20 protein-coding genes, 11 tRNA genes, 3 rRNA genes and 1 pseudogene are annotated in these 20,187 nt (G+C 50.6%); 2 read left to right on the forward strand and 33 right to left on the reverse strand.

Annotated elements, in window-relative coordinates; genetic code table 11:
* Nucleotides 1-2 precede the first annotated feature (2 nt).
* The 16 genes from PM3016_RS34370 to PM3016_RS34445 all read right to left on the reverse strand — a co-directional run bounded on the left by PM3016_RS34370 (nt 3) and on the right by PM3016_RS34445 (nt 7,262).
* Nucleotides 3-79 (reverse strand) — tRNA-Pro (locus PM3016_RS34370).
* Nucleotides 80-95: 16 nt separating this feature from the next.
* Nucleotides 96-172 (reverse strand) — tRNA-Arg (locus PM3016_RS34375).
* A gap of 4 nt (nt 173-176) precedes the next feature.
* Nucleotides 177-251 (reverse strand) — tRNA-Gly (locus PM3016_RS34380).
* An 8-nt stretch (nt 252-259) separates the two neighbouring features.
* Nucleotides 260-342, reverse strand: a tRNA-Leu gene (locus tag PM3016_RS34385).
* 42 nt (nt 343-384) lie between these two features.
* Nucleotides 385-460 (reverse strand) — tRNA-Lys (locus PM3016_RS34390).
* Nucleotides 461-468: 8 nt separating this feature from the next.
* Nucleotides 469-543: transfer RNA gene (locus tag PM3016_RS34395), tRNA-Gln, on the reverse strand.
* A 9-nt stretch (nt 544-552) separates the two neighbouring features.
* Nucleotides 553-626, reverse strand: a tRNA-Trp gene (locus PM3016_RS34400).
* Nucleotides 627-630: 4 nt separating this feature from the next.
* A tRNA-Met gene (locus PM3016_RS34405) sits at nt 631-707 on the reverse strand.
* 5 nt (nt 708-712) lie between these two features.
* Nucleotides 713-788 (reverse strand) — tRNA-Val (locus tag PM3016_RS34410).
* 5 nt (nt 789-793) lie between these two features.
* Nucleotides 794-868: transfer RNA gene (locus tag PM3016_RS34415), tRNA-Glu, on the reverse strand.
* An 11-nt stretch (nt 869-879) separates the two neighbouring features.
* Nucleotides 880-953 (reverse strand) — tRNA-Ile (locus PM3016_RS34420).
* Between the two features lie 43 nt (nt 954-996).
* A 5S ribosomal RNA gene (rrf, locus tag PM3016_RS34425) occupies nt 997-1,113 on the reverse strand.
* 96 nt (nt 1,114-1,209) lie between these two features.
* Nucleotides 1,210-4,139 (reverse strand): 23S ribosomal RNA (locus PM3016_RS34430).
* Between the two features lie 267 nt (nt 4,140-4,406).
* A 16S ribosomal RNA gene (locus PM3016_RS34435) occupies nt 4,407-5,943 on the reverse strand.
* The 16S, 23S and 5S rRNA genes sit together here with 11 tRNA genes alongside, the layout of an rRNA operon.
* 302 nt (nt 5,944-6,245) lie before the next feature.
* Nucleotides 6,246-6,464 carry a hypothetical protein gene (locus PM3016_RS34440; protein WP_013921123.1) on the reverse strand — a complete coding sequence of 73 codons (219 nt, stop codon included), beginning with the start codon at nt 6,462-6,464 and terminating at the stop codon, nt 6,246-6,248.
* A gap of 174 nt (nt 6,465-6,638) precedes the next feature.
* Complete coding sequence (locus PM3016_RS34445; protein WP_013921124.1) at nt 6,639-7,262, reverse strand: stage II sporulation protein M; 624 nt, start codon at nt 7,260-7,262, stop codon at nt 6,639-6,641.
* Nucleotides 7,263-7,371: 109 nt separating this feature from the next.
* Here PM3016_RS34445 and pdaB point away from each other — a divergent pair, with 109 nt between their 5' ends.
* Nucleotides 7,372-8,157, forward strand: a complete 786-nt coding sequence (gene pdaB, locus PM3016_RS34450; RefSeq protein WP_014372550.1) for a polysaccharide deacetylase family sporulation protein PdaB — start codon at nt 7,372-7,374, stop codon at nt 8,155-8,157.
* Nucleotides 8,158-8,183: 26 nt separating this feature from the next.
* Here pdaB and PM3016_RS34455 read toward each other — a convergent pair whose 3' ends face one another.
* Nucleotides 8,184-8,780 carry a KinB-signaling pathway activation protein gene (locus PM3016_RS34455; protein ID WP_014372551.1) on the reverse strand — a complete coding sequence of 199 codons (597 nt, stop codon included), beginning with the start codon at nt 8,778-8,780 and terminating at the stop codon, nt 8,184-8,186.
* A 137-nt stretch (nt 8,781-8,917) separates the two neighbouring features.
* Here PM3016_RS34455 and gerD point away from each other — a divergent pair, with 137 nt between their 5' ends.
* On the forward strand, nt 8,918-9,718 hold the full coding sequence (gerD, locus tag PM3016_RS38335; RefSeq protein WP_013921127.1) for a spore germination lipoprotein GerD: 801 nt from the start codon (nt 8,918-8,920) through the stop codon (nt 9,716-9,718).
* An 83-nt stretch (nt 9,719-9,801) separates the two neighbouring features.
* Here gerD and PM3016_RS34465 read toward each other — a convergent pair whose 3' ends face one another.
* The 16 genes and pseudogenes from PM3016_RS34465 to PM3016_RS34535 form a co-directional block, all read right to left on the reverse strand.
* Nucleotides 9,802-10,893, reverse strand: coding sequence for an Mrp/NBP35 family ATP-binding protein (locus tag PM3016_RS34465; protein ID WP_014372552.1), 1,092 nt, complete (start codon nt 10,891-10,893; stop codon nt 9,802-9,804).
* A 61-nt stretch (nt 10,894-10,954) separates the two neighbouring features.
* Nucleotides 10,955-11,719: an N-acetylmuramoyl-L-alanine amidase CwlD gene (gene cwlD, locus PM3016_RS34470; protein WP_013921129.1), complete on the reverse strand. Its 765-nt coding sequence runs from the start codon at nt 11,717-11,719 to the stop codon at nt 10,955-10,957.
* Nucleotides 11,720-11,789: 70 nt separating this feature from the next.
* The gene (sat, locus tag PM3016_RS34475) at nt 11,790-12,965 is read right to left on the reverse strand and encodes a sulfate adenylyltransferase (RefSeq protein WP_014372553.1); all 1,176 of its coding nucleotides are present in this window, start codon (nt 12,963-12,965) and stop codon (nt 11,790-11,792) included.
* Nucleotides 12,966-12,992: 27 nt separating this feature from the next.
* Complete coding sequence (locus PM3016_RS34480) at nt 12,993-13,685, reverse strand: phosphoadenylyl-sulfate reductase (RefSeq protein WP_013921131.1); 693 nt, start codon at nt 13,683-13,685, stop codon at nt 12,993-12,995.
* Between the two features lie 197 nt (nt 13,686-13,882).
* A complete protein-coding gene (rpsI, locus tag PM3016_RS34485) occupies nt 13,883-14,275 on the reverse strand; it encodes a 30S ribosomal protein S9 (protein WP_014372554.1) in 393 nt (130 codons plus the stop codon).
* Between the two features lie 19 nt (nt 14,276-14,294).
* The gene (gene rplM, locus PM3016_RS34490) at nt 14,295-14,732 is read right to left on the reverse strand and encodes a 50S ribosomal protein L13 (protein WP_013921133.1); all 438 of its coding nucleotides are present in this window, start codon (nt 14,730-14,732) and stop codon (nt 14,295-14,297) included.
* Nucleotides 14,733-14,883: 151 nt separating this feature from the next.
* Nucleotides 14,884-15,660 carry a tRNA pseudouridine(38-40) synthase TruA gene (gene truA / locus PM3016_RS34495; protein WP_014372555.1) on the reverse strand — a complete coding sequence of 259 codons (777 nt, stop codon included), beginning with the start codon at nt 15,658-15,660 and terminating at the stop codon, nt 14,884-14,886.
* Between the two features lie 94 nt (nt 15,661-15,754).
* Nucleotides 15,755-16,120 carry a 50S ribosomal protein L17 gene (gene rplQ / locus PM3016_RS34500; RefSeq protein ID WP_013921135.1) on the reverse strand — a complete coding sequence of 122 codons (366 nt, stop codon included), beginning with the start codon at nt 16,118-16,120 and terminating at the stop codon, nt 15,755-15,757.
* A gap of 55 nt (nt 16,121-16,175) precedes the next feature.
* Nucleotides 16,176-17,120 (reverse strand): DNA-directed RNA polymerase subunit alpha, encoded by a 945-nt coding sequence (locus PM3016_RS34505; RefSeq protein WP_013921136.1) that lies wholly within the window; start codon nt 17,118-17,120, stop codon nt 16,176-16,178.
* Nucleotides 17,121-17,247: 127 nt separating this feature from the next.
* Nucleotides 17,248-17,643, reverse strand: a complete 396-nt coding sequence (gene rpsK, locus PM3016_RS34510; RefSeq protein ID WP_013921137.1) for a 30S ribosomal protein S11 — start codon at nt 17,641-17,643, stop codon at nt 17,248-17,250.
* Between the two features lie 19 nt (nt 17,644-17,662).
* Nucleotides 17,663-18,031, reverse strand: a complete 369-nt coding sequence (rpsM, locus tag PM3016_RS34515; protein WP_013921138.1) for a 30S ribosomal protein S13 — start codon at nt 18,029-18,031, stop codon at nt 17,663-17,665.
* 16 nt (nt 18,032-18,047) lie between these two features.
* Nucleotides 18,048-18,161 carry a 50S ribosomal protein L36 gene (gene rpmJ, locus PM3016_RS37765; protein WP_003333770.1) on the reverse strand — a complete coding sequence of 38 codons (114 nt, stop codon included), beginning with the start codon at nt 18,159-18,161 and terminating at the stop codon, nt 18,048-18,050.
* A 58-nt stretch (nt 18,162-18,219) separates the two neighbouring features.
* Complete coding sequence (gene infA / locus PM3016_RS34520) at nt 18,220-18,438, reverse strand: translation initiation factor IF-1 (protein ID WP_009676800.1); 219 nt, start codon at nt 18,436-18,438, stop codon at nt 18,220-18,222.
* A gap of 2 nt (nt 18,439-18,440) precedes the next feature.
* Nucleotides 18,441-18,749 (reverse strand): KOW domain-containing RNA-binding protein, encoded by a 309-nt coding sequence (locus PM3016_RS34525; RefSeq protein ID WP_014372556.1) that lies wholly within the window; start codon nt 18,747-18,749, stop codon nt 18,441-18,443.
* A 9-nt stretch (nt 18,750-18,758) separates the two neighbouring features.
* Nucleotides 18,759-19,511, reverse strand: a complete 753-nt coding sequence (gene map, locus PM3016_RS34530) for a type I methionyl aminopeptidase (RefSeq protein WP_013921140.1) — start codon at nt 19,509-19,511, stop codon at nt 18,759-18,761.
* Nucleotides 19,511-20,162, reverse strand: a pseudogene (locus PM3016_RS34535) (adenylate kinase). Before PM3016_RS34535 ends, map begins: the two are co-directional and overlap by 1 nt.
* Between the last annotated feature and the right edge of the window lie 25 nt (nt 20,163-20,187).

The raw sequence follows: 20,187 nt of genomic DNA on the forward strand, positions 1-20,187 counted from the left end.
GATGGTCGGGACGACACGATTTGAACATGCGACCCCCTGGTCCCAAACCAGGTGCTCTACCAAGCTGAGCTACGTCCCGAGAAAACATGAAATAATGGCGTTCCCTGAGAGATTCGAACTCCCGACCTTTTGATTCGTAGTCAAACGCTCTATCCAGCTGAGCTAAGGGAACATAATGGAGCGGAAGACGGGAATCGAACCCGCGACCCTCGCCTTGGCAAGGCGATGCTCTACCGCTGAGCCACTTCCGCAAAACTTATGGTGCGCGTAGAGGGACTTGAACCCCCACGGTCGCCCGCCAGATCCTAAGTCTGGTGCGTCTGCCAATTCCGCCATACGCGCAAGTACTCTAAAATGAAACTGCCTCTGACTTTAGAGTGTTGATGGTGAGCCATGTAGGACTCGAACCTACGACACCCTGATTAAAAGTCAGGTGCTCTACCGACTGAGCTAATGGCTCAAACTGAATGGCTGGGGATCTAGGATTCGAACCTAGGCATGACGGAGTCAAAGTCCGTTGCCTTACCGCTTGGCTAATCCCCAATAAAAAGTTGGCAGGGGCAGCAGGAATCGAACCCACACCAAAGGTTTTGGAGACCTTTGTTCTACCTTTAAACTATGCCCCTATATTGGTTGCGGGGGCAGGATTTGAACCTGCGGCCTTCGGGTTATGAGCCCGACGAGCTACCGGGCTGCTCCACCCCGCGATAGTTGGTGAACGCTGACGGGATCGAACCGCCGACCCTTACCCTGTCAAGGTAATGCTCTCCCAGCTGAGCTAAGCGTTCATCTATGGTGACCCGTAGGGGATTCGAACCCCTGTTACCTCCGTGAAAGGGAGGTGTCTTAACCCCTTGACCAACGGGCCTTGCTTGTAAATGGGCCCTAGTGGACTCGAACCACCGACCTCACCCTTATCAGGGGTGCGCTCTAACCAGCTGAGCTAAGGGCCCTCATAAATTCTCATTGATACCTTTTCCCCACTTAAGCGGGACCGCTTGGCGACGTTCTACTCTCCCAGGACCCTGCGGTCCAAGTACCATCGACGCTGGAAGGCTTAACGTTCGTGTTCGGGATGGGTACGCGTGGTTCCCTTCCGCCATCATCACCAAACGGTTGTTCAAGGCTTGCACCTTGAAAACTGGATACGAAACTGCTAGCTGAAGACCTAACATCTATATTACTGCCGCCGCTTCCTTGCGGAAGCTTGTGGATAAGCCCTCGACCGATTAGTATTCGTCAGCTCCACGCGTTGCCGCGCTTCCACCCCGAACCTATCAACCTCGTCGTCTACAAGGGGTCTTACATACTGGGAAATCTCATCTTGAGGGGGGCTTCACGCTTAGATGCTTTCAGCGCTTATCCCGTCCGTACTTGGCTATCCAGCCGTGCTCCTGGCGGAACAACTGGTACACCAGCGGTACGTCCATCCCGGTCCTCTCGTACTAAGGACAGCTCCTCTCAAATTTCCTGCGCCCGCGACAGATAGGGACCGAACTGTCTCACGACGTTCTGAACCCAGCTCGCGTACCGCTTTAATGGGCGAACAGCCCAACCCTTGGGACCTACTTCAGCCCCAGGATGCGATGAGCCGACATCGAGGTGCCAAACCTCCCCGTCGATGTGGACTCTTGGGGGAGATAAGCCTGTTATCCCCAGGGTAGCTTTTATCCGTTGAGCGATGGCCCTTCCATTCGGTACCACCGGATCACTAAGCCCGACTTTCGTCCCTGCTCGACCTGTTTGTCTCGCAGTCAAGCTCCCTTATGCCTTTGCACTCTTCGAATGATTTCCAACCATTCTGAGGGAACCTTGGGGCGCCTCCGTTACGCTTTAGGAGGCGACCGCCCCAGTCAAACTGCCCACCTGACACTGTCCCCGTACCGGATCACGGTACCAGGTTAGAACTCCGATACGATCAGGGTGGTATCCCAACGGCGCCTCCACCCAAGCTGGCGCTCAGGCTTCTCAGGCTCCCACCTATCCTGTACAGATCGTACCAAAGTCCAATATCAAGCTGCAGTAAAGCTCCATGGGGTCTTTCCGTCTTGTCGCGGGTAACCTGCATCTTCACAGGTATTAAAATTTCACCGGATCTCTCGTCGAGACAGCGCCCAAGTCGTTACGCCATTCGTGCGGGTCAGAATTTACCTGACAAGGAATTTCGCTACCTTAGGACCGTTATAGTTACGGCCGCCGTTTACTGGGGCTTCGGTTCACAGCTTCGGATTGCTCCTAACCGCTCCCCTTAACCTTCCAGCACCGGGCAGGCGTCAGCCCGTATACTTCGCCTTGCGGCTTCGCACAGACCTGTGTTTTTGCTAAACAGTCGCTTGGGCCTTTTCACTGCGGCCCCCTCGGGCTATTCACCCTACCGAGGCACCCCTTCTCCCGAAGTTACGGGGTCATTTTGCCGAGTTCCTTAACGAGAGTTCTTCCGCGCGCCTTAGCATGCTCTGCTCGCCTACCTGTGTCGGTTTGCGGTACGGGCACCTTCTCCCTGGCTAGAGGCTTTTCTTGGCAGCCTGAACTCATGACCTTCGGTACTTAAATTTCCCTCCCCATCACAGCTTAGCCTTACGATGTGCGGATTTGCCTACACATCAGCCTTACTGCTTGGACGAGCATCCATCAGCTCGCGTCACTATCCTTCTGCGTCACCCCATTGCTCATAACGGTTCACGGTGGTACAGGAATTTCAACCTGTTGTCCTTCGACTACGCCTTTCGGCCTCGCCTTAGGTCCCGACTTACCCTGAGCGGACGAGCCTTCCTCAGGAACCCTTAGGCTTTCGGCGGATCAGATTCTCACTGATCTTTTCGTTACTCATACCGGCATTCTCACTTGTATGCAGTCCAGCTGTCCTCACGATCAACCTTCAACCCGCATACAACGCTCCCCTACTGCCCGGGTGCAAACAAGTTTGCACCTTGGACTCATAGCTTCGGTGGTGTGTTTAGCCCCGTTACATTTTCGGCGCAGAGTCACTCGACCAGTGAGCTATTACGCACTCTTTCAATGGTGGCTGCTTCTAAGCCAACATCCTGGTTGTCTGTGCAACTCCACATCCTTTCCCACTTAACACACACTTGGGGACCTTAGCTGATGATCTGGGCTGTTTCCCTCTTGACAATGGATCTTAGCACTCACTGTCTGACTCCCGGGCATCACGTTTGCGGCATTCAGAGTTTGACTGGACTTGGTAACCCTTGGCGGGCCCCGCACCCAATCAGTGCTTTACCTCCGCAACGCTAACCCGAGGCTAGCCCTAAAGCTATTTCGGGGAGAACCAGCTATCTCCGAGTTCGATTGGAATTTCTCCGCTACCCCCACCTCATCCCCGAATTTTTCAACATTCGTGGGTTCGGGCCTCCAGTGCGTGTTACCGCACCTTCACCCTGGACAGGGGTAGATCACACGGTTTCGGGTCTACGTCCACGTACTATGTCGCCCTATTCAGACTCGCTTTCGCTGCGGCTGCGGCTTCTCACCTTAACCTCGCACGGGAACGTAACTCGCCGGTTCATTCTACAAAAGGCACGCCATCACCCATTAACGGGCTCTGACTTCTTGTAAGCACACGGTTTCAGGTTCTTTTTCACTCCGCTCCCGCGGTTCTTTTCACCTTTCCCTCACGGTACTGCTTCACTATCGGTCACCAGGGAGTATTTAGCCTTGGCAGATGGTCCTGCCGGTTTCCCACGAGGTTTCACGTGTCTCGCGGTACTCAGGATCCGTCTAGGGTGTTCGCAGAATTTCAGTTACGGGGCTTTTACCCACTCTGGCCGGCCTTTCCAGACCTGTTCGCCTACTCTGCTTAACCCACATTGACGTCCTACAACCCCAAGGAGCAAGCTCCTTGGTTTGGGCTGTTCCGCTTTCGCTCGCCGCTACTGACGGAATCACTATTGTTTTCTTTTCCTGAGGGTACTTAGATGTTTCAGTTCCCCTCGTATGCCTCCAATGCAGCTATGTATTCACTGCATGGTACATGCGAATTACCACATGTGGGTTTCCCCATTCGGACATCCCCGGATCAAAGCCTGCTTACGGCTCCCCGAGGCATTATCGTTGTTCGCCACGTCCTTCTTCGGCTCCTGGTGCCTAGGCATCCTCCGTGTGCTCTTAATAGCTTAACCTAATCGCTCGATGATTTTATTTTACGTTCCGTTGAGCTTCACTCAAAGGTCACTACCAAAATAAAACATCTCGCTAGGCAGCTAATAAAAAACATTAGATACTTCAGCTAGTTTGTTTCGTATATCCAGTTTTCAAGGAACAAACTTCTTATTGAAAGGTATTGCACCTTTCAAAACTGAACACGAGTGAGTGTCCCGCTTGCGCGGTCGATGCAGCTTGCGCTGCCATATTTGATCCGGCCATTTTCATGGCCATGATCTCCATAGAAAGGAGGTGATCCAGCCGCACCTTCCGATACGGCTACCTTGTTACGACTTCACCCCAATCATCTACCCCACCTTCGACGGCTGGCCCCCTTGCGGGTTACCCCACCGGCTTCGGGTGTTGTAAACTCTCGTGGTGTGACGGGCGGTGTGTACAAGACCCGGGAACGTATTCACCGCGGCATGCTGATCCGCGATTACTAGCAATTCCGACTTCATGCAGGCGAGTTGCAGCCTGCAATCCGAACTGAGACCGGCTTCTAAGGATTCGCTCCATCTCGCGACTTCGCTTCCCGTTGTACCGGCCATTGTAGTACGTGTGTAGCCCAGGTCATAAGGGGCATGATGATTTGACGTCATCCCCACCTTCCTCCGGTTTGTCACCGGCAGTCACTCTAGAGTGCCCAACTCAATGCTGGCAACTAAAGTCAAGGGTTGCGCTCGTTGCGGGACTTAACCCAACATCTCACGACACGAGCTGACGACAACCATGCACCACCTGTCACCTCTGTCCCGAAGGAGGACCCTATCTCTAGGGCTTTCAGAGGGATGTCAAGACCTGGTAAGGTTCTTCGCGTTGCTTCGAATTAAACCACATACTCCACTGCTTGTGCGGGTCCCCGTCAATTCCTTTGAGTTTCACTCTTGCGAGCGTACTCCCCAGGCGGAGTGCTTATTGTGTTTACTTCGGCACCAAGGGTATCGAAACCCCTAACACCTAGCACTCATCGTTTACGGCGTGGACTACCAGGGTATCTAATCCTGTTTGCTCCCCACGCTTTCGCGCCTCAGCGTCAGTTACAGTCCAGAAAGCCGCCTTCGCCACTGGTGTTCCTCCACATCTCTACGCATTTCACCGCTACACGTGGAATTCCGCTTTCCTCTCCTGCACTCAAGTCTTCCAGTTTCCGGTGCGAACCGGGGTTGAGCCCCGGGCTTAAACACCAGACTTAAAAGACCGCCTGCGCGCGCTTTACGCCCAATAATTCCGGACAACGCTTGCCCCCTACGTATTACCGCGGCTGCTGGCACGTAGTTAGCCGGGGCTTTCTTCTCAGGTACCGTCATTCGCAGAGCAGTTACTCTCCACGACATTCTTCCCTGGCAACAGAGCTTTACGATCCGAAAACCTTCATCACTCACGCGGCGTTGCTCCGTCAGGCTTGCGCCCATTGCGGAAGATTCCCTACTGCTGCCTCCCGTAGGAGTCTGGGCCGTGTCTCAGTCCCAGTGTGGCCGATCACCCTCTCAGGTCGGCTACGCATCGTCGCCTTGGTGGGCCGTTACCCCGCCAACTAGCTAATGCGCCGCAGGCCCATCCGTAAGCCACAGGTTGCCCCGTGTTTCATGATTCCGGCATGCACCGAAACCAGCTATCCGGTCTTAGCTACCGTTTCCGGTAGTTATCCCGATCTTACAGGCAGGTTGCCTACGTGTTACTCACCCGTCCGCCGCTAAGCACCGAAGTGCTCCGCTCGACTTGCATGTATTAGGCACGCCGCCAGCGTTCGTCCTGAGCCAGGATCAAACTCTCCATTAAAGAAAAGCTGATGACTCATTTTGAAGCTTGGCAGAAACTCATCGCTGAGTCTCTATATTTAACACTCACTCGTTGTTCAGTTTTCAAAGGGCAATCATTGCAACAGATTCAATTCAGAATCTGTCATTTATTGTCACCTTGTTTATCGGCGACTTTTTTAATATATCACATTCGCCCGGTTCGTTGCAAGCACTTTTTAAAAAATGTTGTGTTTCTGTTGTTGCAACGGCTTGTCCAGTAAATGAGAACGAGTTATAAGATATCACAGGTATTTGGAATAGTCAAGACATCTTTGCTCATTTTTAATGCTGCATACGGTTCCTTGCATATTTCGATATTTCTCGAGGTGATGCGAGGCGCGCATACATGCGGAAGATGACTTTATACCGGGATTCAATAGCCACTTTAATGTCAGCGTCAATTCTTTTGTCATTCAGATCGAAGAGCATTTCATCCAATTCCTTGCGCAGCACATAGTCCAACTCTCTGCATTCACGTTCATTAAACAAAAAGCCCAACATGCTCACTGAACTGCCCCTTTCGATTAGCGAGGTCAGAAAAAAGAGGATGCTGACCTGACCCGCTTTAAGTTTCAACTTTGGCCCGGGCCAGTGCATCCCCTCTACACGCCAACAAGCAACAACTACCATCGCTTTACTGTTATGCACAGTTTTTGGCATTTTTATGAGTGATCTTTATGATATTTTTACTCCGGTGGCCAGCCAGAACGTCAAAGTGCTCTCGATGACCGCCGCGACAAACAATACGGCGACTAATGCAAGCCCTACAGCCGGCAGAGTGCGGAAGTAGCTCAAAAATTGTCCGTAAACCAATCCTTTCCGCGATGGACTTGGGAGAGCCACCATCCATTTTAATACGAGGATCCCCAGTCGGAGACCGTAAGCACAGGCAATGATAACAGCCGGCAGCTCCAGGATGCCGTGAGGCAGGATGGTTTTGATAAGAACGGCCCAGGATGCTTTCTCTACGACCAATACACTGATATAACCGATCAGCAGCCCGTTCACCACGAGGAAGAATAACGGCGGAAGTCCGAGAAACGCCCCGAGAGCAATAATAATGAGTGATTTGGAGGCATTATTCCAGAAGATCAGCCAGAAGATAGACCACTGTTGGTTAGGCTCATCTTTGATGGAATCGGTTATATTTTTCAAGGCTTCCAGCTGTCCCAGAATCATATTGTCAAACTGCTCCGATGATGCCGCTCCCATGTAAATCCCAACGATCATTACCAAGGTTGAAGCTATGAAGTAGTGCTTCATCTCTTTTGCCTGCTGCCAAGCCAATTTCCAATTCACTGTTCGTTCCTCCTGTATGGGGCATAAATAATCGGTACGAGCATACATTGTAACATCCTAGTTAAACAAGCCTTTTCAATCAAAGAGGGCGGACAGAGGAGGCCAAGTTGTGAATTATTTTTATGTCATGAACGGTAAAAAGGTTAAACAAGCGCTCATTATTACCGTCGCATTCCTGTTTGCCATCGGTATCGTTTATTCAGAACGGGGCAACGTGACCGTATTCTCCCAAAATGAACCTGCAGCAATCTACAATGTGGCCACGGACAAGAAAGTCATTGCCCTTACCTTTGACATCTCCTGGGGAGACAAAAGGACGGAGCCGATCCTTAAAGTTCTCGAAGAGAAGGGTATCAAGCAAGCTACCTTCTTCTTATCCTCGCCTTGGAGCAAAACCCACCCCGAGGTCGTGGCCAAGATCGCCAAGAATGGCTGGGAAATCGGCAACCACGGGCACAAGCATGTAAACTACAGCTCTTTGAGCGACGAAGAAATTCGTGCCCAAATTCAAACGTCTCACCAGCTATTAAGTGAAGTTACGGGAGCCCGACCTACGCTGCTTAGGCTGCCCAACGGTGATTTTGATAAAAGAGTACTTCGCATTGCCAGCGAAATGAATTATACCGTCATTCAATGGGACACCGACTCGATGGACTGGAAAAATCCCGGTGTCGACCAAATTGTGAATCGCGTCGTTTCCAAAGCCCACCCCGGGGACATCGTCCTTATGCATGCCAGCGACTCTTCTAAACAAACCCACGAAGCCCTGCCGAAAATCATAGATCAGCTCCGAGACAAGGGGTACGAGTTTGTAAGTGTAAGCCAGCTCCTTAAAGGAACACAAGTGGGAAACAAGCCTCCGGTCGAAGATCAGACCTTTAAACAAATCCAATAGGCTGCAATAAACAAGAAGAGCCGTTCTTACGGCTCTTTGTTTGTATTCACTACTTTGCTTAAAATCAGAATCTGCCATGCATTGCATGCCATAAGGGGGACCATCATAAATACGGTGGACGGAGCGTTATTCAATCTGAGCGAAGGCACTGCCTCTATCGCTGTAACGGCAATCATAAAAAATAAAGTCGGCATCCATGAACCCGCATTCGTTAACCGTACCTTCCACCAAGCTACTGCCACACCCGCGACAAGTACAAATATCGGAAGAATCAGGTAGACGGCCCATCCCTCTTCCACGGATGATCCGGAGTAACGCAGGTAAATCAAATCAAACATGACGATGAGGATGACCAGCCCCTGAAGCATATTCCATGTCCATTTGTTGCGAATCATGCCCATGGCGATATATCGGAAGATGAGGTAAGCGAAAAAACCCATCTGGCTGAGAACGCTTATGGTTGCCCCACCAAGCAGCATGGTAGCGGCGCTGAATCCTATTTCTTTCCCCCCCAGTTGAATCTCCTGGTCACCTAATTGGAGGATCAATCCTGTGATCACCGCCGCCCCCGCTCCTACAAGCAGCGTCGTCCAGAATAGATAAAACCATTTTCGCAAAGTCACTTTCCCGTACCCCCACTCCAGTAGTTACAACAGTTAATTGTACCAACCTTCACAATAAAAAGCTAACAACAATTGTGTTAAACCCCCCGTCTGGGACAAATACTATCCGCAAAACAATTGAAAGGAGCCTGTGCCTGATGATCGAGCATTGGAAACGTATCATGCCCGCTGTCATGATCGTCGGATTCCTGGCGGCCTGCGGTTCGGAACCTCAACAGCAACAAGCCCAAGGCAGTAACGGCAATACTTATAAAGATACCAAATCGATGGTCTTGGATATTCTCAAAACGGAAGACGGACGTAAAGCCATTCAGGAAGCGACCGTACAAAACAACAGCAAACTGGCTGTCTTATCGGCTGGAGATACACAGCAGCTGCAGCTTGCGGTTAAGGATGTATTGGTCGATACGGACACCAATAAATTTCTTCAAACCATGATCACCGATCCGAAATTTGCCGGGCAATTCGCTAAAGCCATTCAGAAGGAAACCAAACAGCTGCAAAAAGATCTTTTGAAGGATCCGGAATATCAAAAGCAAATGATGGATGCCATGAAGAGCCCCGAATTTGAGGGCATGCTCCTCGACACCATGAAATCGACGGCATACCGCACCCAAACGAAGCAGGTCATTCAGGAGTCGCTGCAAAGTCCTTTATTCCGGCTTGAGATGATGGAGCTGATGAAGAAGGTCCTCCAGGACGAGTCCCAGCCTAAGGCCCAGTCCCAAGGTGGCGGTGCTGCAGGTGGCGGCGGCGAAGAGAAGAAGGAAGGTCAGGGCGGAGATCAAAAGAAAGAAGAAGGCGGTGAAGGCGGCGGCGGTGAAGGTGGAGGCGGCGAGGGAGGCGGCTCCGGCGGTGGTGAAGAAGGCGGTGGCGGTGAAGGCGGCGGCGAAGAGAAACAGGGAGAAGAAGGCGGAGAAAAGAAAAAACAAGAGTAGTGTTCGTCACTTTCAGTCACATAAGCTGGGTCGTCTTCACAAAAACAAACAAAGGACCGGCCGCAGGGCCAGTCCTTTGTTTGCTATCCGAGCCGGTTCATCACTTCTTGAGCTAGCTCAAGGTAAATTTGCCCAGTAGGCATTTCGGCTTTATACACCGATGGTGAGTAATCCGGTTCGGCCACATGATTCTCCGGAACACCCAATGGAATCTGGGCCAGAAGCCCGGTGTGCAGTTCCTCCGCGAGCTTGGCACCGCCTCCCCGGCCAAAGATATATTCTTTATTGCCGCACTGGCCACAGGAATAATAGGACATGTTCTCGACTACACCCAGTATTTCATGGTCCGTATGAATCGCCATAGCTCCAGCTCTAGCCGCTACGAAAGCAGCGGTAGCATGAGGAGTCGTTACAATAATCTCCTTGCTCTGCGGAATCATTTGGTGCACATCCAGAGCCACATCGCCGGTACCCGGCGGCAGATCCAAGAGAAGGTAATCCAGCTCTCCCCACTCAACTTCATTGAAGAAATTCCTGAGCATCTTCCCAAGCATAGGCCCCCGCCAGATCACAGGCGTATTCTCTTCCACAAAGAAGCCCATAGAAATGACCTTCACCCCAAAGCGTTCTACCGGCAGGATGCGGTTGTCCACCATCTGGGGGCGTTCCTCGATGCCCATCATGTCAGGGACACTGAAGCCATAAATATCAGCATCCACCAAGCCGACTTTCTTGCCCAAACGTGCAAGTGCGACAGCCAGGTTTACGGTTACCGTTGACTTCCCTACCCCGCCCTTGCCGCTTGCAATGGCAATAAACTTTACTCCGGACTGCGCATCCAGCACATTCACAGAAGCCGGAACGTTTGTTTCTTCGCTGTATGGCTCCATCTGCGCCTGAACCTTCTTCGCGGCTTCATTTCGGTCATACTCGGTCAATGGGCGAAAACGCAGGTGCACTTCCTCTGCCCCTGCAGCTTTAAACGACTCGACAATAGCATGCTGCAGTCCGGCCTTGTAAGACTCGTCCTCTTTCGACAGCAGCACCGTCGCTGCAACACGGTTGTTATCTTTTATCATCATATCCCGTACAAATTGCAGATCTGCAAGACTAAGGCCAAATTCCGGGTCTTTCAGCTGGCTTATAGAGGCCAGAAGCTCTTCTTTGGTAGCCACAGTGTCACCTCAGCAGTAGGTAATAGGAATCCGGATTACTGAGGATTATTATACCACATTTTTAGCCTGAGCCTACTTTCTCCCCGGAATAGTACCTAAGGATGCCCTGATAAATCGAAGCCGCTATCTTCTTCTGATAAGATGTACTTCGGAGCAGCGCGGCTTCCCCTGGATTTGATAAAAAGCCCACTTCAACCAGGGCGCTTGGGATCTGCATCGCTTTCAGCAAAAAGATATCTTTATCGGCCGGCTTCGCAGCACGGTCGGTGTTTTCCATATTCTTGATGATTTCATCTTGAATCAGTGAAGCCAAACGTGCGTTCTCTTTGCCGGCCCCCTCTGGATGATAGAACGTTTGGGCCCCCGACCACTTGGCGGACGGTATGCTGTTCATGTGGATGGAAATCAAGAGATCGGATTTCTGCTTCACGACAAATTCGGCCCGCTTATGCAGATCTTCCGTCTTTCGCCTGCTGTAGCCTTTGGTAGAAGGATCCGCCAAATCGCGATCATCTTCCCTTGTCATTACCACTAGAGCCCCTGCCTGCTGAAGATAATCACGCAAATATTTGGTGATGGCCAAATTGACATCTTTCTCTACCAGCCCGTCTTTACTGCTGGCCCCACCGTCCGGTCCTCCATGGCCTGCATCCAGCGCAATGACTTTACCTGAGAGCGGCATCGTCCAATACGTCCAAGTCTTGGTGCTTGGCAGTTCATAAGTAAACAGGAACAGCATCAAGGCCACAAGCAGGCCCGACATGGCTATTTTGAGCCCTCCGTGCATGGTGAGCCAGACAATGACCCTCTTCTTTCTTCGGAACATGAAAAATCCACCTCGCATCCCCATAGACTCTCTTTCATCTTATGGGACGAGGTGGATTATTAGACCAGCCTTACACTTGGTATTCCGGTTCCTTCATGCCTTCGATCAGCACTTCCGCCACTTCCGGACGAGTAAACTGCGGAGGTGGGCACTGGCCGTCACGAAGCAGCGCACGCACTTTGGTACCCGAAAGATGCATATGATCTTCCTTGGTATGCGGGCAGGTCTTGCTGGAAGCCATGTTGCCGCACTTCGTGCAGAAGAAGCTGTGCTCGAAGAAGAGCGGGGTAATCCCAAGTTCTTCGGCTGTAAAGTTGCTGAAGATCTCTTGTGCTTCATAAGTACCATAGTAGTCGCCTACTCCAGCGTGGTCGCGGCCAACGATAAAGTGGGTGCAGCCATAATTTTTACGAACCATGGCGTGGAATATCGCTTCTCTAGGTCCTGCATAACGCATCGCAGCTGGGAACACACCCAGGAATACACGGTCCTTCGGATAGTAATTCTCCAGAAGCACCAAGTAACTGCGCATACGCACGTCGGCCGAAATATCGTCGGATTTGGTTTCACCCACGAGAGGGTTCAAGAACAAGGCATCTACAATCTCCATAGCGCTCTTCTGAATATACTCATGGGCACGATGTACCGGATTTCTTGTTTGGAAGCCTACAACGGTTCTCCAGCCCTTCTCAGCGAAGATTTGGCGCGTAACCGCAGGATCGTAGTAGAACTCCTCAAACTTCTCAGGCTGAGGACGGTTCAACACTTGCACAGCGCCGCCAATATAGGTGTTTGGACGGGAGAACAGCTTCTGAACGCCTGGATGTGCCGCATCGTCCGTCTTGAAGACTTTTACCGCTTCGTTCTTCTGGTCGACTTGATAGATGCTCTCGACGCGAATAACACCATAAATAACTCCATCCGCTTCACCAACCAGCGCCACATCTTGACCTTGGCTCAGTTCTGCAGCGACCTGATCTTCAACGGACAGCGTAATCGGAATGCTCCATACCGTGCCATTAGCAAGGCGCATATTCTCTACAACAGAGACGTAATCTTCCTGTCCCAAAAAACCGGTTAAAGGAGAAAATGCCCCTACACCGATCAAATCCAGGTCGGAAATGGTCCATGCATTGATCTTGAGCTGGTAAAAGCCTTCCGCCTGCTTCAGAAGCGCTTCTCTTTCCGCACCTCCCACCAATCGGTTAACGAGTGTTCCGCCATGAGGCTGGATCGTCTGTGTCATGCCGCATCCTCCAATAAACTAGATATTTTATTTATGCAGTCCGCACTCCGTCTTTTCAAAACCGGCCCAACGTCCGGCTCTTGGATCTTCGCCTGGAGCAACTTGACGTGTGCAGTGTTCGCAGCCAATACTTGGGTAGTTCATGTCATGAAGCGGGTTGTAAATCAGGTTGTTATTACGGATGTAATTCCATACGTCCTCAGACGTCCAATCAGCCAGTGGGTTGAATTTAACCAGCCCGAACTTTACGTCATACTCTACCTTCTTGGCATTAGCGCGTGTAGGCGCCTGATCGCGGCGGATACCCGTGAACCATGCGTCATAGTTCTTCAGGATATCCGTAAGCGGGTCGACTTTGCGGATGTTACAGCAATCGGTCGGCGAGGTCTTCCACAACTCAGGACCATGCTGCAGCGCCTGCTCTTCCAGCGTAAGCTTAGGCAGAACCTGTACGAACTGCAGTCCATAGTGCTTCTCCAAACGGTCACGCGTTTCATACGTTTCTTTGAAGTGCACATTCGTATCGAGGTAAAAAATATCAGTCTTAGGGCTAACCTTCTGGAGCATGTCGACGAGTACTACGTCTTCAGCCCCGAAACTACAGGCAAGCGTAATGTTGGGAAATCTTTCTACCGCAAAGGCCAAAAGTGCTTCCGGCGATTGGTTTTCAAATTCTTCGGCTGCCTTGTTGATCAGCGCCTCTTTTTCGAACAAGTTCATGAATAATTACCTCCTAAGGGTATAATTCCGAGTATGATCATGCGTTTTATGATATTTAGCTTTAATTATAATGATGGGCTACTTTTTGTCAATTAGAAATTTACGCTGGGCTTTATCCTAGCATATTATCTGACCGGTGATTCGGTGAAATAAAAAAGCCCTTCCGTTGTAAAACGGAAGGGCTTTTTGTGTGAAAATTAACGCTTGGAGAACTGAGGAGCGCGACGAGCTGCTTTGAGACCGTATTTCTTACGCTCTTTCATACGAGGGTCACGAGTCAGGAAGCCAGCTTTCTTCAGGGCTCCACGGAACTCAGGATCAGCTTTCAGCAGTGCACGGGAGATACCGTGACGAATCGCTCCAGCTTGTCCTGTGATCCCGCCGCCGTGTGCCAGAACGAGAACATCATACTTCGTCAATGTTTCCGTCAGGTTCAGGGGCTGCTTTACGATGAGCTTCAGGGTCTCCAGACCAAAATACTCATCCAATTCACGCTTATTGATAACGATACGGCCTTCGCCCGGTACAAGACGTACACGTGCTACAGAGTGCTTACGACGGCCAGTGCCATAATATTGAACTTGTGCCACAAGACAATCCTCCCTTTAATTAACCGCGAAGTTCCCAAACTACTGGTTGTTGTGCTTGATGCGGATGCTCCGAACCTGCATATACTTTCAGCTTCAGCTTGATACGGTTGCCCAGACGGTTCTTCGGAAGCATTCCGTGAATCGCCAGTTCCAGCATACGCTCAGGCTTGTTCTTCAGCATGTCTGCAGCAGAAGTAACTTTCAGACCACCCGGGTGCAGGGAGTGACGATAGTACATCTTGTTCTGCATCTTCTTACCTGTCAGTACGATTTTCTCGGCGTTGATGATCACTACGAAATCGCCAGTGTCAACATGCGGAGTGAATTCAGGCTTGTGCTTGCCGCGAAGGATGCTTGCAGCTTCGCTGGCCAGACGGCCAAGCGTCTTGTCGGTAGCATCGATGATGTACCATTTGCGTTCTACTTCATTTGGCTTCGCCATATATGTGGTACGCATGTAAATGTTCCTCCTAGAATCTATCTTCGTTCCAAATATCATACATTGTCATGGTTAGGTTAATGCTATAGCGGCAATTTCATGACCCGGGGCCGTGGGGTAGCCAGTCAAGAAACACCAATGGTAATTATACTACATTTAGGCGCAGTATTCAATACTTCTTGGCTTCCTTATCATAAAAAACTTCCCACAGCATTAAGCCGTGCGCCATGGCCGTAGGACCTGCCTTGGATCGGTTACGGGCAGCAAGAATCTCTCCGATCGCATTACTGCTTCGCTTCCCTTCTCCGACTTCCATAAGCGTTCCTACAATGATCCTAACCATGTTATAGAGAAACCCGTTGCCTGTGACGAAAATGTGCATTGCGTAGGATTGCAGCTCTTGATCGACCGGCTCACATTCTATGTAGGCATCGTAGATCGTGCGTACATGACTAACTGAAGCAGTTCGGGTGGAACAATAAGATGTAAAATCATGTTCTCCAATCAAGTGAAGCAGTCCCATCCTCATGCTTTCGACATCAAGTTTTCCGGGATGATGAAATTCAAAGCGGCGTTTGAAAGGATCCATAAACCTTCCGCAGCGAATCGTATATCTATACGTTTTGCGCTTAGCGGAACGCCTGGCATGAAACTCTGCAGGCACTTCTTCCGCATGCCAAACAACAATGTCATCGGGCAGTCTGGAATTCATAGCGTGACACCACCGGTCAACCGGGATTCTCGCTTCCGTCTGCAGATTGATGACCTGGCCTTTGGCATGAACTCCTGCATCGGTCCGGCCGGACGACGTTAGCTTCACCTTCTCGCCGGTAAGAAACAGAATGGCTTGTTCCAGCTCATCCTGCACCGTTACGAGCTCAGGCTGAGTCTGGAACCCATGATAGGCCGTTCCGTCATAGCTGACTTTCATGGCGATGTTTCTCAAAGCCGTCCTCCATGTACTCCAACGAAAAGTACAAGAAAAAAAGGGTTTCATCAGAATCGTGAGATCCCGTCCACCCTTTCCCATCCTTTTCTCTTTAAGCGCGGTCTACCAGTTCCAGGTAAACCATAGGTGCTGCATCGCCGCGGCGAGGACCCAGCTTCAAGATCCGAGTGTAACCGCCTTGACGCTCCGCATAACGTGGAGCCAGTTCAGCAAAAAGCTTCTGAATGGCGTCTTGGTTCTCGTTAGCTGCTTCCCGGCGTACGAAAGATGCAACTTGACGGCGTGCGTGAAGATCTCCACGCTTAGCCAGTGTGATCAGCTTCTCAGCGATCGAGCGAAGCTCTTTCGCTTTCGCTTCAGTTGTTTGAATACGTTCATGTATGAACAGGTCTGTTACCAGGTCACGGAACAAAGCTTTACGTGCGCTGGAGTCACGACCCAACTTTTGGTATGCCATGTGTGTGCAACCTCCTTCTGCTTAATAGCTGAGAGGGTATGCAACATGTTGGATGCTAGTCTTCCATCCGGAGGCCAAGACCAAGCTCCTCGAGCTTCTCTTGTACTTCTTCGAGAGATTTGCGTCCCAAGTTGCGAACCTTCATCATATCTTCTTCCGTTTTTGTAATCAATTCCTGAACCGTGTTGATTCCCGCACGCTTCAGACAGTTGTAGGAACGAACAGACAGATCCAGTTCCTCGATCGTCATCTCGAGGACCTTTTCCTTCTTGTCTTCTTCCTTCTCTACCATGATCTCGGCATCCTTGGCTTCGTCAGTCAGACCGACAAACAGCATCAGATGCTCAGTCAAGATCTTGGCGCCCAAGCTCACAGCCTCTTCGGGACGAATGCTGCCATCCGACCAGACTTCGAGAGTCAGCTTGTCGTAGTTCGTCACTTGACCGACGCGGGTGTTCTCCACGCTGTAATTGACACGCGTAATCGGAGTGTAGATCGAATCGATCGGAATCACGCCGATCGGCTGATCCTCTTTTTTGTTCTTGTCTGCCGATACATATCCCCGGCCGCGGTTCGCATGAATTCTCATGTGAAGACGGGAGTCGGAGGATAGGGTTGCGATGTGCAAATCCGGATTAAGAATTTCCACATCGCTATCACCGCGAATATCGCCAGCCACAACAGCCCCTTCACCCTCGGCATCGATCTCAAGAACCTTCTCCTCATCGGAGTGGATCTTGAGCGACAAGCCCTTCAGGTTCAGGATAATCTCCGTAACATCTTCCATGACCCCTGGAATCGTGGAGAACTCGTGCAGAACCCCATCGATCTGCACGGAGGTTACAGCAGCTCCGGGCAGGGACGAAAGTAAAATTCTGCGAAGCGAGTTACCGAGCGTAGTTCCGTAGCCTCTTTCGAGGGGCTCTACAACAAACTTGCCATAAGAGCCGTCTTCACTCAATGATACGGTTTCTATTTTCGGCTTTTCGATTTCGATCAAGGTTTAACCCTCCTTCAAACGTCGTTTCCCTTTGGATAACTAAAGACGTATAGAACGCGCAGTATGCCTATCCAAATAGTATTCTCAACTTTTGGATATTTATACCACCCAGCTTAGAGATCCTTAATTAGACACGACGGCGTTTCGGAGGACGGCATCCGTTATGTGGAATCGGGGTGACGTCTTTAATCAGGTTAACTTCCAGACCTGCTGCCTGAAGCGAACGAATAGCAGCTTCACGACCTGCACCCGGTCCTTTAACCATTACTTCTACTGCTTTCATACCATGTTCCATAGCGGCCTTGGCAGCGGACTCAGCAGCCATTTGCGCAGCAAATGGAGTGCTTTTACGGGAGCCCTTGAAGCCCAGGTTGCCGGCACTTGCCCAAGAGATGGCATTGCCGTGCGGATCCGTGATAGTAACGATGGTGTTGTTGAACGTGGAACGGATGTGTGCCACGCCGGAGTCGATATTTTTACGGTCACGACGCTTTGTACGTACGACTTTTTTAGGTTTAGCCATTTAGATTTTCCCTCCTTTACTACTTCTTCTTGTTAGCTACAGTACGACGAGGACCTTTGCGCGTACGAGCGTTTGTTTTCGTGCGCTGACCGCGAACAGGCAGGCCACGACGATGGCGAACTCCACGGTAGCAGCCGATCTCGATAAGACGCTTGATGTTCAGGGAAATCTCACGACGCAGATCGCCTTCAACCTTCAGGGTCTTGTCGATTACATCACGGATTTTGCTCACTTCGTCTTCTGTCAGGTCGCGAACGCGAGTGCTTGCATCGATACCCGTTTCTGCTACGATCTTTTGAGCCGTAGTGTTACCGATACCGAAAATGTAAGTCAGAGCGATGATGACTCGTTTATCACGAGGCAAGTCTACACCAGCAATACGTGCCATTTAACTCAGCACCTCCTTAGCCTTGTTTTTGTTTGTGTTTCGGATTTTCGCAGATTACCATTACGTTCCCTTTGCGGCGAATGACTTTGCATTTTTCGCAAATCGGCTTGACCGATGGTCTTACCTTCATGGTGGTTACCTCCTCAAAGTTTGCGGGAGCAAACTACTTCGTAAGCGTTACAAACGATTTATTTAAAACGATAGGTTATACGGCCTCTGGTTAAATCATATGGAGAGAGTTCCACTGTCACTTTGTCTCCGGGCAGGATCCGGATAAAGTGCATTCTGATTTTGCCGGATACATGAGCAAGTATCTTATGGCCGTTCTCCAGTTCCACCTTAAACATTGCATTCGGAAGAGGTTCAATCACTGTACCTTCAACTTCAATCACATCTTCTTTGGCCACAGTCATTCTCCTTTCTCTTGTGCTTCTATTGATGATGGTATCACATATTTGTTCAGCGCAAACCGCAGCTTCCCATTCGTAACACGACCGGTGGTGCGGATGCTATCAGACACTTCCGTACTGATCACAGGCAAAAGTTCTAGATGAATCAAGTTCTTCTTCTTCGGCTCATCGAATTTCCGTTTGCTGCCGTCAGCGATCCACACGTATCGTTGGTCTACGACGCCGATAATGACGGCATGCTTCCCGGTATCCTGTCCCCGAATCACTCTAACGATCTGTCCGATCTCAGGCAATAGAGAACTCGCCATACTCAGAACCTACGACTGGAGTCGTGTCAAGATCTCGTAACCATCCGCCGTTATTGCAATGGTGTGCTCGAAATGAGCGCACAGTGTGCCATCCACTGTGACAACCGTCCAATTGTCTTCAAGGGTTTTGACAAAACGCTCACCCACGTTGACCATTGGTTCGATTGCAAGAACCATGCCAGGCTTCAGCCGCGGACCATGACCGGGCACGCCGTAGTTCGGAATTTGGGGCTCCTCATGAAGCTCTGTTCCTATGCCATGACCTACATACTCGCGAACAACCGAAAAACCTTCATCTTCAATCACTTTTTGAATGGCATGGGAGATGGTATACAGACGTACATCCGGCTTAGCTTCCGCTAATCCAGCGTACAACGAACGCTCTGTTACTTCAAGCAATTTGCGAGCCGTATCGGAGATCGTTCCCACACCATACGTCCAAGCCGAATCCCCATGATACCCTTTGTACTGAGCTCCGATATCTATGCTGATGATGTCGCCATCCTTCAGCTTTCTCTGACCAGGTATGCCGTGAACCAATTCATCGTTAACCGAAGCGCAGATACTTCCGGAGAATCCGTTGTAGCCTTTGAAAGACGGAATTGCGCCCTGGCTGCGAATATAGTCTTCTGCGATTTGATCGAGCTCTTTCGTTGTAATATCGGGCTGAATGGACTGCTTGAGCAGACGATGCGTTTCAGCGACTATGCGGCCAGCCTCCCGCATCAGTTCCAATTCAGCAGCTGACTTACAAATGATCATTACGCTTGCCCTCGCAATAGTGAACTGATTTGTGCAGTGACCGTATTAATTTCTTGCTCACCGTTAACCTCACGCAATATTCCCTTGTTACGATAGTACTCGAGCAGTGGAGCGGTTTTATTGATATACTCGTCCAAACGAGTCCCTACTTTTTCTTCGGTGTCATCCGAACGCTGATACAATTCACCAGAACATTTGTCACAAACATTCTCACGTGCAGGAGGGTTAAACAAGATATGATACGTCGCACCGCAGGATCTGCAGATTCGACGACCAGTCAGACGTGCAAGCAGCAGATTCCGATCTACACTCAAGTTAACGACATGTTCAATGGATTTATCCATGGATGCGCCAATCTCATCGAGCGCTTCTGCTTGGGATATGGTTCTCGGGAACCCATCGAGCAAAAATCCTTTACTGCAGTCCGGCTGCTGAAGGCGTTCGCGGACGATACCGATCGTAATCTCATCCGGAACAAGCAAAGCCTTGATCCACATATTTCTTCGCTTCCACACCCAGCGGTGTTTCCTGCTTCATCGCGAGTCGGAAAGCATCCCCCGTCGAAATATGCGGAATCTGAAACTCATCAACGATTCTTTCCGCCTGTGTACCTTTGCCGGCACCAGGAGGGCCCATAAAGATGATATTCACCGTGACTTCCTCCCCCACAATCACC

It is taken from the genome of Paenibacillus mucilaginosus 3016, from assembly GCF_000250655.1.
GTDB classification, from domain to species: domain Bacteria; phylum Bacillota; class Bacilli; order Paenibacillales; family NBRC-103111; genus Paenibacillus_G; species Paenibacillus_G mucilaginosus.